This window comes from Collinsella aerofaciens (genome assembly GCF_039752955.1).
GTDB lineage: Bacteria > Actinomycetota > Coriobacteriia > Coriobacteriales > Coriobacteriaceae > Collinsella > Collinsella aerofaciens_BI.
The window spans coordinates 1-16,170 of the sequence record NZ_JBDMHB010000010.1 but is presented as its reverse complement, the minus strand read 5'-3'; the positions used below and the strand labels follow the sequence as shown (position 1 = coordinate 16,170).

Below are 16,170 nucleotides of genomic sequence, written 5' to 3'. Positions count from 1 at the left end.
CTTATTTAAAGGGCGCTGAGGCTGGGAGTCCAGCCGATGGTGGGGGTTGTGCCGTCGAGAGTCTCGTTGATGGTGGCGGCCATGCCAGCGAGTAGGCTGTTCTCGCTTACGGTGAGCGTCTTGTAGCCGCCGGCTCGCATGAGCTCGCGAATCACCACGGCGCCGGCCAGAATCACGCCCGCGCGCTTGGACTGCACGCCCGGCAACGCGGCAATGCCTGCAACATCCAACGCAGACATGCGCTCGATAGCGGCCGAAATCTGCTCCATCGAAAGCTCGCGCAGGTGCACAAAGTTCGAGTCGTACGGCTCCAGCTCGTGGACCAGCGCCACCAGCGTAGTCACCGTGCCACCCACCGCGACCAAGCGTTCGGCGCGCTCAAAATCGCTGGGCAGGCCTTCAAAATAGGCGGCGAACTGCTCACCTGCCCACGCGGCAGCGGCAGTAAGCTCGCCGTCCGCAGGCGGCAGCGCCGAGAAAAACCGCTCCGTCACGCGACGGCAACCGATGTCCAGCGAACGCGTGCCCTCCAGCGCAAAGACCCCACGCTCCGGCGCATAGACGCCCGTCGCGAGCTCCGTGGATCCGCCGCCCGAATCGGCAACAATGATGCGCTCGCCGGCAAAGTCGTGCGCCACGCCAAAAAACGTCAGGCGCGCCTCGACCTCGCCCGGAATCACCTGCGGTTCGAGCCCCAGCTCACGCAGACCGTCCAGCAGCAGTGCGGCATTGGATGCATCGCGCGCGGCGCTCGTGCATGTGGTGCAAATGCACGCGGCCCCAAAGGCACGCGCCTCGTCCACAAACATGCGGCATGCAGCGAGCACGCGCTCGACCGCCGCCTCGCAAAAGCGACCCGTCGCGTCCACACCCTCGCCCAGGTCGGTAATCTCGGTATGCTTGGACGATTCCACGATCGCCCCGCCCTCGACCTGCGCCAGCACCAGTCGCGACGACACCGTTCCCAGATCGATCGCCGCCACCTTATATCGTTTGCAATCTGCCATTGCGGGCTCCCCTCCGGGCGCTATTTGCCGTTGGACACGACCGTCTGGCCCTCGACACCGTTAAACCCAAACAGCATGTCGAGCGCCTGGATGTACCACGGGGCGTCCTTACCGACTTCTTCGATTTCCTTGGCAACTTCGCTGGCCTTCTTGGCGTTCGACGACTTCTGGCTCGACGAGGCATCCGAATCGCCGTCCAGGCCCTGCACTTCAATCCTCTTCTCGCCGGGCATCACCAAGCCCAGGTCCTCGGATGCCGCATCCTTAATGCCCTCCTCCGAGAGCAGTTTGTCGACGCTTTTTTGCAGCTCATCATTGTATTGCTGGCGAATCTCGACCTGCTTGGCCAAGATATCGCTCGAACGCTTTGCCACGTACAGGTCGCGCACGGGGAAATACAGGCTCACGAGCACCAGGGCAACGACGATGCCGATGAATAGCCCTCGCTGAGGACCGTGGGTAAAGTCGTAGATCGCCTTGACCACCGCGTTGTCGTTGGCGTAGTGCATAAAGTCCGAGCCCGAAAAACGGTTCGAGGGCCTGCTCGACCTATCGTGCGTTTGAGCCGACGAGCGCTGAGCATGCGACGAACGTGCCGGGCGCACCGGTCCATCTGACGAAGTATTCACTTGAGCATTGGGGCGCGAGGTACTTGTCGGGCGCTGCATGGAGCGGTCGGCGCCGGCGTAGGCGAACCCACCGAGCTGCACCGTGCGCGCACGGCGAGGCGACGGCTCACGCGAACCGGCGGAATAGTACCTGTTGTCGTAAATCTGATCCATGTGCGCCTTGTGCGGTTGAGGTTTGTTTGCGCTAAGTATTCTAGTTATAGCACGAGCGCGCGCACCGCCTTCGCCAGCCTTTGCTCGACATAAAAAAGGCGCTGAGCCATATGGCCCAGCGCCCAATGGTGCTCAACAGCGCCCGGCTGAAGCAAGGCGAATCCGAGTCTTCCCCGCCCCCGCGAGCTCCGCGTGCCTAGCGAATGTTGTAGAACGCGGCCTTGCCGGCGTAGCGCGCGCTGCCCTCGAGCTCGTCCTCGATGCGGATGAGCTGGTTGTACTTGGCGATACGGTCGCTGCGGCACGGGGCGCCCGACTTGATCTGGCCGGCGTTGACGCCCACGACCAGGTCGGCGATCGTGGAGTCCTCGGTCTCGCCGGAGCGGTGGCTCACGATGCAGGCGTAACCGGCCTCCTTGGCGGTCTCGATGGCCTCGAGCGACTCGGTAAGCGTGCCGATCTGGTTGACCTTGACCAGGATCGCGTTGGCGGCACCCAGCTCGATGCCCTTCTTGAGGCGCTCGGTGTTGGTGACGAACAGGTCGTCGCCCACCAGCTGCACCTTGTTGCCAATGCGACGGGTGAGCTCGACCCAGCCGTCCCAGTCCTCCTCGGCCATGCCGTCCTCGATGGAGATGATGGGATAGGTGTCGACGAGCTTCTCCCAGTAATCGACCATCTGAGCGCTCGTATACTCAACGCCCTCGCCCTTGAGCTCGTACATGCCGGTCTCGGCGTTGTAGAACTCGGTGGACGCCGGATCCATGGCGTACATGAAGTCGACGCCGGGCTTAAAGCCAGCCTTCTCAACGGCCTTGGTGATGTACTCGAACGGCTCGGCATTGGTCTTAAGGTTGGGGGCAAAGCCGCCCTCGTCGCCCACACCGCCGCCCAGGCCGGCCTCATGCAGCACGCCCTTGAGGGTATGGTAGACCTCGGCGCACCAACGCAGGCCCTCGGCAAAGCTCGGGGCGCCCACCGGCATGATCATGAACTCCTGGAAGTCAACGTTATTGTCAGCATGCACGCCGCCGTTGAGGATGTTCATCATGGGCGTGGGCAACAGGTGGGCGTTGACGCCGCCCAGGTACTGGTACAGCGACAGACCCGCCGACTCGGCAGCGGCGCGGGCGACGGCCAGCGACACGCCCAGGATGGCGTTGGCACCGAGCTTGGTCTTGTTGGGGGTACCGTCCGCGGCAATCAGCGCGGCATCGACGGCGCGCTGGTCGAAGGCGTCGAGGCCCACGACGGCGTTAGCGCACTCGTTGTTGACGTGCTCGACGGCCTGCAAAACACCCTTGCCCAGGTAGCGGCCCTTGTCGCCATCGCGTAGCTCGCAGGCCTCAAAGGCGCCGGTCGAAGCACCCGAAGGCACCATTGCGCGGCCAAAGCTGCCGTCCTCGAGCACAACCTCGACCTCGACGGTGGGATTGCCGCGGCTGTCGAGTACCTCGCGACCGTAGACGTCCATAATATCGCTCATGTTGTCTCCCTCTCACTTGGAAACGGGTTGAATGCTTGGCGACACGGCTTGCATGCTGCAGCGGCGCGCAGGTTCATAAGTTAGCCTTGTCGCACTTTTTGCATTATGCCCTAAGTTAGCCAAGGGATACAATCTTTTTAAAAAAATAATGGGAGCGATGGGACAAGTGCGTCCCGTCGCTCCCGCAGTCTCACTCCTCTGCCTTGGCGGCATCCCACAGGTCGTTGAGGCCGTGGGTCGAAAGCTCGGCAAGATCCACGTGAGCATCGGCCGCCATCTGCTCCATCGCGGCCCAGCGGCGGCGGAACTTTGCTGTGCTGGCACGAAGGGCGCTCTCGGCGTCAATCCCCTCCTTGCGCGCGACGTTGGCCAGGGCAAAGAGCAGGTCGCCAAACTCCATCTCGCGCTCGGGCGAGCCAGGGGCCTCGGCCTCAAACTCGGCACGTTCCTCGGCGACCTCGTCCCACACGTCCTGGACCGTCTCCCACTCAAAGCCCACGGCAGCCGCCTTGCGCGACACCTTCTGCGCCTGCATCAGCGCCGGCAGATGCGTGGGCACGCCGTCGAGCAGACCCTCAGGCGCGGCCTCGCCCGCCGCCACGGCCTTGTCCTTGGCAGCCCTCTCGGCAAGCTTGACCTCGTCCCAAATCTTGAGTACCTCGTCGGAACTGTCGGCATCTACATCGCCAAACACGTGCGGATGACGGCGGATGAGCTTGGCATCGATATCACGCGCCACGTCGGCCAGCGTAAACTCGCCGGCGTCCGCCGCAATCTGCGCATGCAGCACGACCTGCATGAGCACGTCGCCCAGCTCCTCGCGTAGGTGAACCGCGTCGTCCGCCTCGATGCAGTCGAGCGCCTCGTAGGCCTCCTCGATCATGTTCTTGCCAATGCTGCGGTGCGTCTGCTCGCGGTCCCATGGGCAGCCATCGGGCTGACGCAGACGCCAGATGGTCTGCACCAGATGCTGCAGCTCGGTCGACGCGTCTACCAGCGTAGACAGATCGCGCGATCCCTCGGCATTTTGCTGAGCCATGTGCTGCGCCATGGCTACTCCTCCTCCAGGATCACGTGGCGGAACGCGCCGTTCTCGTAGATGCCATAGCTGTGCGTGCCGTCCTTGGGAATGCTCACGCTACCGGGGTTGAAGAGCCACAGGCCCGGGTGCGCGGCGCTTTCCTCGTTGACCTTGATGTGCGTATGGCCGTAGACGAGCGCGGAGCCCTCGGGCAGCGCGGGCGCGTGGTCGACGCTGTTGTGCATGCCGGCGCCAAAGACGTGGCCGTGCGTCAGAAACAGCTCGCGGCCGGTCTCGTCGAACAGCGTGGCGTAGTCGGCCATGACGGGGAAGTCGAGCACCATCTGGTCGACCTCGGCGTCGCAGTTGCCGCGCACCGCGATGATGCGGTCGGCCAGGGCGTTGAGCAGCGGAATCACGCGCTTGGGAGCGTAGTCGCGCGGCAGGTCGTTACGCGGGCCGTGGTAGAGCAGGTCGCCCAGCAGCACAATGCGATCGGGCTGCTCGGACTCGATGGCGGCGCAGAGGCGCTCGGCCCAGTATGCCGAGCCGTGGATGTCGGAGGCGATGAGGTATTTCATGGGGAGATCCTTTCGAATGGGGTTGATATGGCTAGGCGCAGGATGTCGCCACCAGCCGCGTTATTCAAATCGCAGTGCCGCGCTCTGGGCCGCCCGCATCACGCGCTGGAGCGGCACATTATGCTCGCGAGCGAGACGGGCGCAGTCCTCGTACTCGGGCGCTGCACGCTCGCTGCCGTCGGGCAGGGTGGCCACTTTAACGGACACCTCGCCCCATGGCGTCGTTACGCGCTCAAAGCGGCGTGGCAGGCAAACGCGCTCCATGACCTGGCGACGAATGCCGTTGGTCGTGGTTTCCAAAAAGATAATCGTCTGCAGGCGCTCGATATCCTCGTAGGTGCAGATTACCTGCAGCTGCCAGCCGGGGCGGCCTTTCTTGCAATAGAGGGGCAGCCAGTGCACCTCGCGGGCGCCTGCCCCGCGCAGACGGTCGGCGGCGTAGGCGAGCACCTCGGGCGACGCATCGTCGATGTCGCATTCCAGCTTGACGATGGTTTCGGGTGCATCGGTCTCGCGGGACAGCGGGGATGTACTATCGCATGGCATACGGTCCGGCTCCTTTCCGCACGGGCTCGTTTTGTTCATCCAAACGCTAGCACATCGGACGTGGCACAAGCGTGACTTTCGTCCGTCGCCGCCCTCGCCCCCATCCAAACGTGTACGTCAGCCTCCAAACATGTCATTATTTGTCGATTTTGGAGGCTGACGTACACGTTTTGAGGCAGGGTCGATGTCGTGCGGCAGCCCTTGCGCGCCGTTTGCCCTTTCCAGTCGATTTCGACCCTCGGCGTGCCCAACGCGTCAGGGGTCGCGCCATTACAATGGAGCAGATTTGCCGAATGCAAAGGAGCCGCCATGTCCGCTTGCCCGCTGGTCGATTGCCATACTCATACTTCGTTTTCGGACGGCCATGCCTCGTTTGAGGAAAACGTCTGCGCCGCCGCGGCCGCCGGCTGTCGGGTCATGGTCTCGACCGACCACCTCACCCTGCCTGCCAGCATGGATGCTAACTGCGAGGTACAGGTCGTCGAGGGCGACTTGCCGGCACATCGCCTGGCTTTTGAGGATGCCCGCAAGCTTGCCGCGCAGATCGCGCCGGAGCTCGAGCTTATCTATGGCTTTGAATGCGATTGGTACGAAGGCTGCGAGCCCTTGGTAGAGCGCTGGTCCCAGGGCGCCGTGGTGCGCTTGGGCAGCGTGCATTGGATTGGCGACCCGGGCGATATCATGGCCGGCGCCGCGGGCACGGCGGGAACAGAGAGCGTCGCTCGTCCCGATACGCCCGACTCGCTTTGTGGCTGGATCGACGACGATACCAACCTGCATGTTTGGGAAAACCTGGGCGTGCGCGGCGTGTGGGAGCGCTACGTCGACGACTGGTGCCGCGCCTGCGAAAGCCCACTTAACTTTGATGTGATGGCTCATCCCGACCTGGTCATGCGCTTTTCGAAGGAAGGCTTTGCGCCCGACTTTGACCCCGCACCGTTTTGGCAGCAGATGGCCGAGTGCGCGCACGATACGGGTCGCCGCGTTGAGGTCTCGACCGCCGCACCCCGCAAGGGCCTCGACGACTACTATCCCGCGACTGGGCTGTTGCGTTGCTTCGCCCACGCCGAGGTACCGATTACCTTTGGCTCGGACGCGCACCGCGCCTGCGACATCTGCTGGAACATCCGCGAGGCCCAGGCCCACGCCTACGACTGCGGTTATCGAACCTTCGATATCCCCCACCCCACCGGCGAATGGCAACCCACGCCCCTCGCCTAACTAGTCGTTTAAGAACGTCCCCAATGACTAGTGGCGGCGGGCGTTGAGTTCGCCGGCTAGCTCGTCGAGGGTGATGCCGTAGCGCTCGAGCGTCACGAGCAGGTGGTAGACCAGGTCGCCGGCCTCGTAGCGGATGTGATCGTGATCGTTATCCTTGCAGGCCATGATCACCTCGCTCGCCTCCTCGGCAAGCTTCTTGAGCAGCTCGTCCTCGACGTCGGTCAACAGACGAGCGGTATAGCTCTCCTGCGGCGATGCATCACGACGACCGTGAATCACCTCGGCGAGCCCCGTCAGCGTCTCACCGATATTTCCATCCTGAACGTTTGCGGTGCGCACACCCATAGTTCAATCCTTTCTGGTTGGCCGAGCGTCTAATCGAGCGCCCGCCCTACGCGAGTTTCTTAAAGAAGCAGGTACGGTTGCCGGTATGGCAGGCCGGACCCGGCGAGTCAACCTTGACCAGCAGCGTATCGCTATCGCAGTCGGCCCAAAGCTCCTTGACCTCCTGCATATTGCCGCTCGTCGCGCCCTTGTTCCAGAGCTCCTGGCGACTGCGGCTCCAAAACCACGTGGTACCGGTCTTGAGCGTCAGCCCCACCGACTCCTCGTTCATCCAAGCAACCATAAGCACCTCGCCGGTGTCATACTGCTGAACCACACAAGGAATCAGCCCCTTGGCGTCGTATGTAAGCTTTGAAGGATCGGTTATCTCTTCCATTTCTCTTCCCAAATTCAAACTTCGCAGGTCGGTGAGGGTTGTCCAGGTGCCCGAGATTCCGAGCGACAAGCCCGACGACGCGTACTTAAGTACGCGAGGAGGGTTGGAGCCGGAAGGTCGGGTGCCTGGGCAAGCCGCAGCATTAGAAGTCCAGCCTCACAGGAATACCTTGAGAGGCCATATACTCTTTGACTTCGCGAATGCTGAACGTCCCAAAGTGAAAGACGCTCGCCGCCAGCACGGCATCGGCCTCGCCCTCAATCACGCCCTCGGCAAAATGCTCGAGCGCGCCCACACCGCCGCTCGCAATCACCGGAATCGGCACCGCGCGCGCCACGGCGCGGGTGAGCGCCAGGTCAAATCCGGCCTTGGTGCCGTCGCGGTCCATACTGGTCAGCAAGATCTCGCCGGCGCCGCGACGAGCCGCTTCCTCGGCCCACGCCACCGCGTCGATGCCCGTGGCGTTGCGGCCTCCTGCGGTAAAGACTTCCCACTTGTCGGCACCCGGCTCTCCGGGCAAACCGACGCGCTTGGCATCGATCGCCACGACCACGGCCTGACTGCCAAACGCCGCGGCAGCCTGGCTAATCAGCGACGGGTCGCGCACGGCGGCAGAGTTGAGCGACACCTTGTCAGCACCGGCTGCAACCATGGTGCGCATGCCCGCCAGGTCGCGAAAGCCGCCGCCCACGGTATAGGGAATAGCGAGCTCCTCGGCCGCATGCGCCGCCATCTCGATGGTCGTCGCGCGGTTGTCGCTCGTGGCGGTAATGTCCAGGAAGACGACCTCGTCCGCACCCTCGCGGTCGTAGGCGCGGGCCAGCTCCACCGGGTCGCCCGCATCGCGCAGGCTCACAAAGTTGACGCCCTTGACCACGCGGCCGTCCTTGACGTCTAGGCAGGGAATTACGCGTTTGGTAAGCATGGGCTACTCCTCCCCTCGGGCGGCGGCCAGCGCCTGGGCCAGCGTAAAGTTGCCTTCGTAGAGCGCACGGCCGGTAATGGCGCCTTCAATCGCGACCTCGCCCACCGCGGCCAGCGCGCGGATGTCGTCGAGCGTCGAGATACCGCCCGAAGCCACGACGGGAAAGCCCGCGACCTTGGCAACATGGCGATACGCCGCCACATCGATGCCCGTCTGCATGCCGTCACGCGCGATGTCGGTGTAGACCAGGTGCTTAAAACCCAGCTCGGTGAGCTGTGCCACGGCATCGTCGAGTGCCACGCCCGCGCCATCACGCCAGCCGTTCACCTTGACCTGGCCGTCGCGCGCGGCAATATCTGCCACCAACAGCTCGCCAAAGCCTTGGGCCGCCACCTCGGCAAAACCCGGCTCGGTCACGAGCACCGTGCCCAGCGCAATGCGACGCGCACCGTAGCCGGCCAACTCGTCGATGCGCGCGAGCGAGCGGACGCCGCCGCCCACGTCCACAGACAGACCGTCGACGCCGCAGATGGCCTTAATCGCCGCCGAGTTAGCAGCGCGCGCGTCCTCGTCCTCGCCAAAGGCGGCGGACAGGTCGACGACGTGCACCCAGCTCGCACCCTGCTCGGCAAACGAGCGGGCGACTGCCACGGGGTCGTCGGAATATACCTTGCAGCGGCTGCGGTCGCCGCGCTCCAGGCGCACGACCTTGCCGCCGATCAGATCGATTGCGGGAAACAGGATCATCGGCCAACCTCCTCGACGATGTTGACGAAGTTCTTAAGGATACGCTGCCCCAGCGCGGAGGATTTCTCGGGATGGAACTGACAACCCCACACGTTGCCGTGGCGCACGATGCACGGGAAGCTCCGCGTATAGTGCGTGCGCGCCAGCACATCGGCGGCATCGGCATCGTCGGCCACCGCGTAGCTGTGGGTGAAGTACATGTTGGCACCCTCGGCAAAACCAGTAAGCAGCGGATCGGCCGCACCGGCGGGCGTCATGTGCACCTGGTCCCAGCCCACGTGCGGCACCTTCAGGCGACTCGATTCCAAGCGCGTGCACGAGCCACGCATAATACCCAGGCCATCGACCCAGGGACCGCCAGCCTGCTCGGGGGTGTTGCCATCGGCAACCGCGCCCTCGTCCGCAGGCACGCCCTCGTTGCCGCGCTCAAAAAATAGCTGAAGGCCCAGGCAGATACCGAGCAGCGGAGTTCCGGCGGCGACGGCATCGAGCACCGCGTCCGCCTCGCCGCTCTGGCGCATAAAGGCGATCGCGTCATAGAACGCGCCCACACCCGGGATGACCAGGCCGTCGGCGCGGCGGATCTGCTCCGGATCGTCCGATGTGCAGGCGGCGGCACCGGCGCGCGCAAGCCCGCGCACAACACTCGATAAGTTGCCCTTGTGGTAGTCGACCACCACGATCTTCGGTTCGCCCACGCGACCCTCCCTTATCTCATTCAAAACCTGTCTTTTTTGGCAGGTTACAGTGAGCCCTTGGTGCTGGGGATGCCCTGTACGCGGGGGTCCAGCTCGCAGGCGTGGCGCATCGTGCGGCCCACGGCCTTAAAGGCGGCCTCGATAATGTGATGCGAGTTGCCACCCGCCAGCTCGCGCACGTGCAGTGTGAGCTTGGCATCGCGTGCAAAGGCATAAAAGAACTCGACGGCCAGCTCGGTATCGAACGTGCCCACGCGCTCGGTCGGCACGGGCAGCTCGCAATAAGCCTGGCCACGGCCCGAGATGTCCACGGCAGCCATCACGAGCGTCTCGTCCATGGCGATCGCCGCATCGGAAAAGCGCGTGATGCCCGCCTTGTCGCCCAGCGCCTGGCAAAACGCCTCGCCCAGCACAATGCCCGTATCCTCGACAGTGTGGTGAGCATCGACCTCAACGTCGCCCACCGCATGTACCGTCAGATCGAACAGGCCGTGGCGGCCAAAGGCGTTGAGCATGTGATCGAAAAACGGCACGCCGGTCGAGATATCACACACGCCGCTTCCGTCCAGGTCGAGCTTTACGACAATATCGGTCTCGCCCGTCTTGCGGGTCACCTCGGCATAACGGTCCATCTACATCTCCTCCTTCACCAGCGCGGCAAACGCAGCCAGCACCTCGTCGTTTTCTTGCGGCGTGCCCACGGTGATGCGCAGACAGTCCGCGAGACCCGGCGCGTAGCTAAAGTCGCGCACCAGAATGGAATACTCGTCGCGCAGACGCTCGCGCACACGCGTGGCATGCGGCGTACGCACGAGCACAAAGTTCGCCGAGCTCGGCCATGCCTCCACGGGCATGCCCTCGGCGGCCATCGCACGCAGCGCTGCAAGTTCGCGATCGCGCTCAGCCGCGACCTGAGCCACCACGGGCGCGTACGCATCGCGGGCACGCACGCAGGCGAGCGCCGCCGCCTGGCTCAGCACGTTAACCGAGTAGATCTGGCGAATCGCCGCGAACACGTCAATAACCTCGGGCGCTGCGATCACATAGCCCAGGCGCGCGCCGGCAGCGCCAAACGCCTTGGACAGCGTGTGCAGAATCACCAGGTTGGGATGCTCGGCGATGAGCGCCTGCGCCGTCGTGGCAGCGCCAAACGAATCATCGGCAAACTCAACATAGGCCTCGTCGACCATCACCATGCCAGGGCACGCGTCGCACAGCGCCGCGACAAAATCGAGCGGAGCCACGTCGCACGTGGGATTGTTGGGCGAGGTGACGATCGCCAGGTTGCACTCGGGTGCCGCCGCGAGCACAGCGGCCTGGTCGAGCTCGAAGGTCGCCGGGTCGCGCCACACGTCGCGCACCTCGGTCTGGCATAGCGAGGCAAAAAACGCGTATTCGCTAAAGCACGGCGGGCAGTTGAGAAGCGTGCGGCCCGCGCCGCCAAACGCCAGCAGATAGTTATAGAGCAGCTCATCGCCGCCGTTGCCCACGCAAATGTTCTCGCGTGCCACGCTATGCCAAGCAGCAAGCTCATCGCGCAGGTCGTTGGACATGGGATCGGGGTAGCGGTTGAGCGGTATGGCAGCCAGGGCGGCGTCGACCGCCTCGCGCACGCCGGCCGGCACGGGATAGGTGTTCTCGTTGGCCGAAAGGTTGATGCGCGTGGGCGTAAAGTTGGGATCGTAGGGCTCGATGCCTGCCAGATAGGGCTGGACGAGTTCCTTCATGCGCGGCGTGAGTTCGGCCATATTAGGCCTCCCCACCGGTCGCACCGGCGCCATCCGCGCCCGCAGCCGCCGTCAGGTCCACGCCCTCGGCAACCGTCGCCACGGCGTCGCCCGGCCAGGCGACCTTGGTCAGGTCGGCCGCGGCCAGCGACTCGGCACTCACGGCATCCTCGCCCTGCTCCAGCACGCGACGACGCAGGGCGGCAGAAAGCGCGTGCGCCCACAGGCCCTCAGCCTCGGCCAGGCGCTGCGTAGCGGGAGCGTCGGAGAGCAGGCCCTCGGGTGTATAGCAAATGACGCTCGAGCGCTTGACGAACTCCTCCACCGAAAGCGGGTTTGAGAACATGGCCGTGCCGCCGGTCGGCAGCGTGTGGTTGGGACCGGCAACATAATCGCCGAGCGGCTCGGAGCTCCAAGCGCCCACGAAGATGGCGCCGGCGTTGCGAATGCCGCCGAGCAGGCCCATCGCATCCTTGCAGTGCAGCTCCAGGTGCTCGGGCGCCACGGTGTTCACCGCCTCGACGGCGGCCGCCATGTCGGCGGCCACCACGATGGCGCCCTCGTTATCGAGCGAAGCGCACGTAATCTCGGCACGCGGGGACTGCGCTACCAGAATGTCGATACCCGCCTCGACCTCACGCGCAAACTGCTCGTCGCAGGTCACCAGATAGCAGGCCGCCAGCGGATCGTGCTCGGCCTGAGCCATCAGGTCGGCCGCGACCACCATAGGCTTGGCCGTGGCATCGGCCAGCACGCAGACCTCGGAGGGACCGGCGACCATGTCGATACCCACGTCACCCGAGACAATCTGCTTGGCAGCGGCAACAAAGGCGTTGCCCGGGCCGGTGATTTTGTCGACGCGCGGAATGGTCTCGGTACCGTACGCCAGCGCGGCCACGGCCTGGGCGCCGCCCACCATATAGATTTCGTCCACGCCGCCGAGCTTGGCCGCCGCGAGCGTATACGGGCTAATCAGTCCATCCTTTTGCGGCGGGGTCACCATGACCACGCGCTCAACGCCGGCAACCTTGGCGGGAATGGCGTTCATAAGCACGGTGGAAGGGTACTGCGCGCGACCGCCCGGCACGTAGATGCCGGCCGCAGCAAGCGGGGTCACCTTAACGCCGAGCATCGTGCCGTCCGGGCGCGTGGTAAACCAGCTCTGCTCGACCTCGCGCTGGTGGAACTCGCGAATCTGGCGCGCAGCCTTTTCGAGCGCGGCGACAAAGGCCGGATCGAGGCCTTCGAGCGCGGCATCGATCTGCTCCTGCGGAAGACGGAAGCTCTGCAGCTCAACACCGTCAAAACGCTGGCAGTAATCGCGCACCGCGGCATCGCCGTTGGCACGCACGTTGGCCACGATATCGCGAGCGGCGTCGACGATGTTTTGCGGCAGCACGCCCTTACGGTTGAGCTGGTTGGTAACGAGGCGCTCACCGGGAGCAAGCTTGATGGTCTTCATTTCGGTATCCCCTATCGGTCGAGGTTGTGTTCGAAAAACGAGAGACCGGGCGGCGGCGCCAGTCGGCCCGCCGCCCGGACGTTGGGGCGCCCGTGCGTGCTCGCGCTATTGCGCCGAGCCCGCAACGGGCTCAAAATGCTTGTCCTTAACAGCCGCAGCCAGGCGATCGGCCAGGTTGCGCACGCGCGGATCCAGGCGTGCGGCGCCCGGATTGACAAAGAAGCGGGCCGTGCAGTCCATGATGCGCCTGGTAATGACCAGGTCGTTATCGCGCAGCGTAGCGCCCGTGGCGGTAATGTCTACGATGCGATCGGTCATGCCGACGATGGGCCCCAGCTCAATATTGCCATGCAGCGAAACGATGTCGGCGTTCACGCCGCGCTCGGCATACCAGGCACTCGCGATGCGCGGGTATTTGGTTGCCACGCGAAGCGACCCGCGACGGGCATAGTTGCGCTCGGCCTGACCGGCGCGCCATGCGGGCTCCGCCTCAATGAAAGTGCACAGGCCGTAGCCCAGATCGACCAGCTGCAGCAGGTTGAGGTCGGCCTCGATAAGCGAGTCCCAACCGCAGATGCCGCAATCGGCACCGCCGCAGCCCACAAAGGCGGGCGCATCGCTGGGGCGCACGATGACAAACTCGATATCTCCGACCGCGCCCTCACCGGCACGCGTGTCGCGGCCGCGCACGATTAGGTGACGGCCCGGATCGCGCAACTCAGAGACGTCCAGGCCCGCGGCTTCGAGCACGTCGAGCGTATCGGCCTTGAGCGAGCCCTTGGGCACGGCGATGCGCAGCGGCCCCTCGGCGCCACGGCCCACGGCGTGGTCGCCATCGGAAGCGGCGTCCTCGGCCGAGGTGCGCACGGCCTCCAGACGCTCGAGCGAAAAGGCGAAGCCCGCCGCCGGCACCTCGATACCGTCGCCAAACGCACCGGTAAAGATGGAGTCGTAGCGTCCGCCCGAACCGACCGGATCGGGCAGGCCGCCGGCATAGGCCTTAAAGACCAGACCCGTGTAGTAATCAAAAGAATTCATGATGGAGAAGTCAAAGGACAGCACCTGGGCGTCCTCGGGAGCCAGGCCCTCGACCAGGGCACGCAGCTCGCGCGTCAGCGGCGCGACGATGCCGGCAGCCTCCAGCAGCGCATCCACGCGGTCGAGCACCTCGGCACCACCGTGCAGGCGCGGCAGCTCGCTAATGGCGGCCTTGACGGCATCGGACTCGGTGCTTGCCGCCACGCGGGCATCGAGGCCCACAAAGTCGTTGGCGTGCACGCAGCGCAGGGCCTCGGCGGCCAGCTCGCGATCCTCGCACGCCGCGAGCAGTTCCTTAAACGGACGCACGCTACCTGCGATAATGCGCGCATCGGGCAGTGCCAACTTACGCACGGCCTCGGCCACGAGCGAGACGATCTCGACATCGCCCGCGGTATCGCCCGCACCGATAAGCTCAAAGCCCAGCTGTGTAAACTGACGCGAGCCACCGGCATTGCGCTGGCACTCGCGAACCACCGGCGCCTCGTAGCGAAGGCGCAGGGGCAGGTCGGCAGCGCGCATGCGGGTCGAAACCAGGCGCACGATCGGCAGTGTGTTATCAGGACGAACCACCAGCAGACGACCATCATCGTCAAAAAGCTTAAACGGCGTGTCCGCGATGCGGCCGCCTTCCTCGAGTGAACCCTTGTCCTCGAGCAGCGGCGTTTCGACCGGAAGGTAATGATGCTCCCTGAAGCAGCCCTTCACCGTCAGCGCAATCTCCTCGCGCGCCTGAGCCTCCTCGGGCAATATGTCCCGGAATCCCCACGGTGTGGCCGTCATCTGGTGAGCCTCCTCATGCTGTGTTTCATATAGAGCAGAAGACCGGCATAGCTCCGCCGGTCTTCTGGGTACTTTAGCATACTAGAGTGTTTGCGGGGAAAATCGTCCTCCTCGTCTCATAGCGTATTCATTTGGAAACATAGGGGAAAGCGCGTCCCGCCCGTCAGCCAAAAACTGGGATGCGGTTTCCGGTTGAAGTCCTCAGCGGAAAGTGTGTCCCATTCTGAGCGCCTGTTCTGGGATGTGCTTTCCGCCAGAAGCCTCAAGCGGAAAGCACGTCCCGTTTCTCAAAAAGCGTCAAACGCCAACTCGGCGCCCTGTCCCACTTAGGCGCCAATTGCGCGTCGGTACTCCGCCATAACCTGAGCGTCGGCTGCCGCGGGATTGGCGAAATAGCGCCAGTCATAGGTCTCGGCCGAAACAACTCCGCGATAGCCGCGCGCCACCAGCCTATCCAGGTCGGCGCGCATATCGCGGTCGCCGTCACCCCAAGCAAGATGCGTCGTGCCGTCTGCCGCAACATCGACAAAATGCACGTGGGCGACATCATCGCCAAGCAGATCGAAATAATCGTTGATGGTATCCCCTGCCACCGCCATAGCGCCCAAATCCAGACACGCCTTAAGTGCCGGATGATCAACTGCCTCGATCATGCGCTTCGTGTCGGCCGCCGAGTTCACGATCATCGACTCAACCGGCTGTAGGGCCTCGAGCACCAGTCGCACGCCGCGCTCTCCCGCATGCTCGGCAATCGCACGCAGCATCGAGGCGCTGCGACCCCACGCGTCCTCGATCGGCTCGTTCAAAAATGCCCAGCCGCTCGAGACCATGACCTGCTCGGCTCCAAGTTCCGCCGCGATATCTACAACGTTCTTAAAGTACGCGAGCGTGCGGGCACGCGCCTCATTCCCGCGCGCCGCGATATTCCACGGCTTGGGGTTGTTCTGTTCGGGACAAAGCCCCACAATCCGAACCCCATACCGCTGCGACAGCTCCCGTACCCGCTCGAGCGAATCGTATCCATGGCAATCGACATACAGATGCATCGCCCCGGTCCAAAGCTCGCAACACGTGTAGCCCGAAGCCGACGCCGAAGAAAAGAACTCCTCAAGATCAAAGTAGCGATGGCTGATATTCATAACGGCAAGCTGGGGGTAGCTCATAATTACTCTCCAACCCAAACGGGGCCCCGTTCCATATAGGAGCGGGGCCCAATTACACAAACGTTATTTGCTCTTAGTAATCGAACTGGTGATAGTAACGACGGTAGTTGAGGTTGTGTTTGGTGACCGTCTCGTAGTAAGCGGCAAGGCGATCGGTAATCAGCGAGGAGAGGATCCACGGAGACACGATGACGCGGAACTCGTCGTCAAGGCCGGGGATCGCGAACTCGGCGGTGTCGATGATGTTGATGTCGGTGTCGCC

The 16,170-nt window shown here is 64.0% G+C and carries 17 protein-coding genes and 1 pseudogene; 1 reads left to right on the top strand and 17 read right to left on the bottom strand.

Features of this window, described 5'->3' with window-relative positions; genetic code table 11:
* Positions 1-5: 5 nt before the first annotated feature.
* The 6 genes from ABHR75_RS03895 to larC2 all read right to left on the bottom strand — a co-directional run bounded on the left by ABHR75_RS03895 (position 6) and on the right by larC2 (position 5,423).
* A complete protein-coding gene (locus ABHR75_RS03895) occupies positions 6-1,007 on the bottom strand; it encodes a Ppx/GppA phosphatase family protein (protein WP_346963693.1) in 1,002 nt (333 codons plus the stop codon).
* A gap of 20 nt (positions 1,008-1,027) precedes the next feature.
* The gene (locus ABHR75_RS03890) at positions 1,028-1,789 is read right to left on the bottom strand and encodes a hypothetical protein (protein WP_346963692.1); all 762 of its coding nucleotides are present in this window, start codon (positions 1,787-1,789) and stop codon (positions 1,028-1,030) included.
* A 196-nt stretch (positions 1,790-1,985) separates the two neighbouring features.
* Positions 1,986-3,275, bottom strand: coding sequence for a phosphopyruvate hydratase (gene eno / locus ABHR75_RS03885; protein ID WP_346963691.1), 1,290 nt, complete (start codon positions 3,273-3,275; stop codon positions 1,986-1,988).
* Positions 3,276-3,465: 190 nt separating this feature from the next.
* A complete protein-coding gene (gene mazG, locus ABHR75_RS03880; RefSeq protein WP_346963690.1) occupies positions 3,466-4,326 on the bottom strand; it encodes a nucleoside triphosphate pyrophosphohydrolase in 861 nt (286 codons plus the stop codon).
* Between the two features lie 2 nt (positions 4,327-4,328).
* Positions 4,329-4,877 (bottom strand): phosphodiesterase, encoded by a 549-nt coding sequence (yfcE, locus tag ABHR75_RS03875; RefSeq protein WP_346963689.1) that lies wholly within the window; start codon positions 4,875-4,877, stop codon positions 4,329-4,331.
* A gap of 60 nt (positions 4,878-4,937) precedes the next feature.
* Complete coding sequence (gene larC2 / locus ABHR75_RS03870; RefSeq protein ID WP_230308443.1) at positions 4,938-5,423, bottom strand: nickel pincer cofactor biosynthesis protein LarC2; 486 nt, start codon at positions 5,421-5,423, stop codon at positions 4,938-4,940.
* 309 nt (positions 5,424-5,732) lie between these two features.
* Here larC2 and ABHR75_RS03865 point away from each other — a divergent pair, with 309 nt between their 5' ends.
* Positions 5,733-6,644 (top strand): PHP domain-containing protein, encoded by a 912-nt coding sequence (locus ABHR75_RS03865; RefSeq protein ID WP_346963688.1) that lies wholly within the window; start codon positions 5,733-5,735, stop codon positions 6,642-6,644.
* Positions 6,645-6,671: 27 nt separating this feature from the next.
* On the opposite strand, the gene hisE is transcribed toward ABHR75_RS03865, so the two are convergent.
* The 11 genes and pseudogenes from hisE to ABHR75_RS03810 form a co-directional block, all read right to left on the bottom strand.
* Positions 6,672-6,989, bottom strand: coding sequence for a phosphoribosyl-ATP diphosphatase (gene hisE / locus ABHR75_RS03860; RefSeq protein ID WP_006235893.1), 318 nt, complete (start codon positions 6,987-6,989; stop codon positions 6,672-6,674).
* A gap of 46 nt (positions 6,990-7,035) precedes the next feature.
* A complete protein-coding gene (gene hisI, locus ABHR75_RS03855; RefSeq protein WP_055285578.1) occupies positions 7,036-7,365 on the bottom strand; it encodes a phosphoribosyl-AMP cyclohydrolase in 330 nt (109 codons plus the stop codon).
* A 142-nt stretch (positions 7,366-7,507) separates the two neighbouring features.
* Complete coding sequence (gene hisF, locus ABHR75_RS03850) at positions 7,508-8,290, bottom strand: imidazole glycerol phosphate synthase subunit HisF (protein ID WP_196022729.1); 783 nt, start codon at positions 8,288-8,290, stop codon at positions 7,508-7,510.
* 3 nt (positions 8,291-8,293) lie between these two features.
* The gene (locus tag ABHR75_RS03845) at positions 8,294-9,037 is read right to left on the bottom strand and encodes a 1-(5-phosphoribosyl)-5-[(5-phosphoribosylamino)methylideneamino]imidazole-4-carboxamide isomerase (protein ID WP_346963687.1); all 744 of its coding nucleotides are present in this window, start codon (positions 9,035-9,037) and stop codon (positions 8,294-8,296) included.
* Positions 9,034-9,735, bottom strand: coding sequence for an imidazole glycerol phosphate synthase subunit HisH (locus tag ABHR75_RS03840; protein WP_346963686.1), 702 nt, complete (start codon positions 9,733-9,735; stop codon positions 9,034-9,036). Before ABHR75_RS03840 ends, ABHR75_RS03845 begins: the two co-directional genes overlap by 4 nt.
* A 44-nt stretch (positions 9,736-9,779) precedes the next feature.
* Positions 9,780-10,367 carry an imidazoleglycerol-phosphate dehydratase HisB gene (gene hisB / locus ABHR75_RS03835; RefSeq protein WP_195568490.1) on the bottom strand — a complete coding sequence of 196 codons (588 nt, stop codon included), beginning with the start codon at positions 10,365-10,367 and terminating at the stop codon, positions 9,780-9,782.
* Positions 10,368-11,483, bottom strand: a complete 1,116-nt coding sequence (hisC, locus tag ABHR75_RS03830; RefSeq protein WP_346963685.1) for a histidinol-phosphate transaminase — start codon at positions 11,481-11,483, stop codon at positions 10,368-10,370.
* Position 11,484: 1 nt separating this feature from the next.
* Positions 11,485-12,924 (bottom strand): histidinol dehydrogenase, encoded by a 1,440-nt coding sequence (hisD, locus tag ABHR75_RS03825; RefSeq protein WP_346963684.1) that lies wholly within the window; start codon positions 12,922-12,924, stop codon positions 11,485-11,487.
* Positions 12,925-13,029: 105 nt separating this feature from the next.
* Positions 13,030-14,745 carry an ATP phosphoribosyltransferase gene (gene hisG / locus ABHR75_RS03820; protein WP_346963683.1) on the bottom strand — a complete coding sequence of 572 codons (1,716 nt, stop codon included), beginning with the start codon at positions 14,743-14,745 and terminating at the stop codon, positions 13,030-13,032.
* A gap of 326 nt (positions 14,746-15,071) precedes the next feature.
* Positions 15,072-15,908, bottom strand: a complete 837-nt coding sequence (locus ABHR75_RS03815; protein WP_346963682.1) for a sugar phosphate isomerase/epimerase family protein — start codon at positions 15,906-15,908, stop codon at positions 15,072-15,074.
* 73 nt (positions 15,909-15,981) lie between these two features.
* A pseudogene (locus ABHR75_RS03810) lies at positions 15,982-16,170 on the bottom strand (SIS domain-containing protein); the annotation flags it as partial.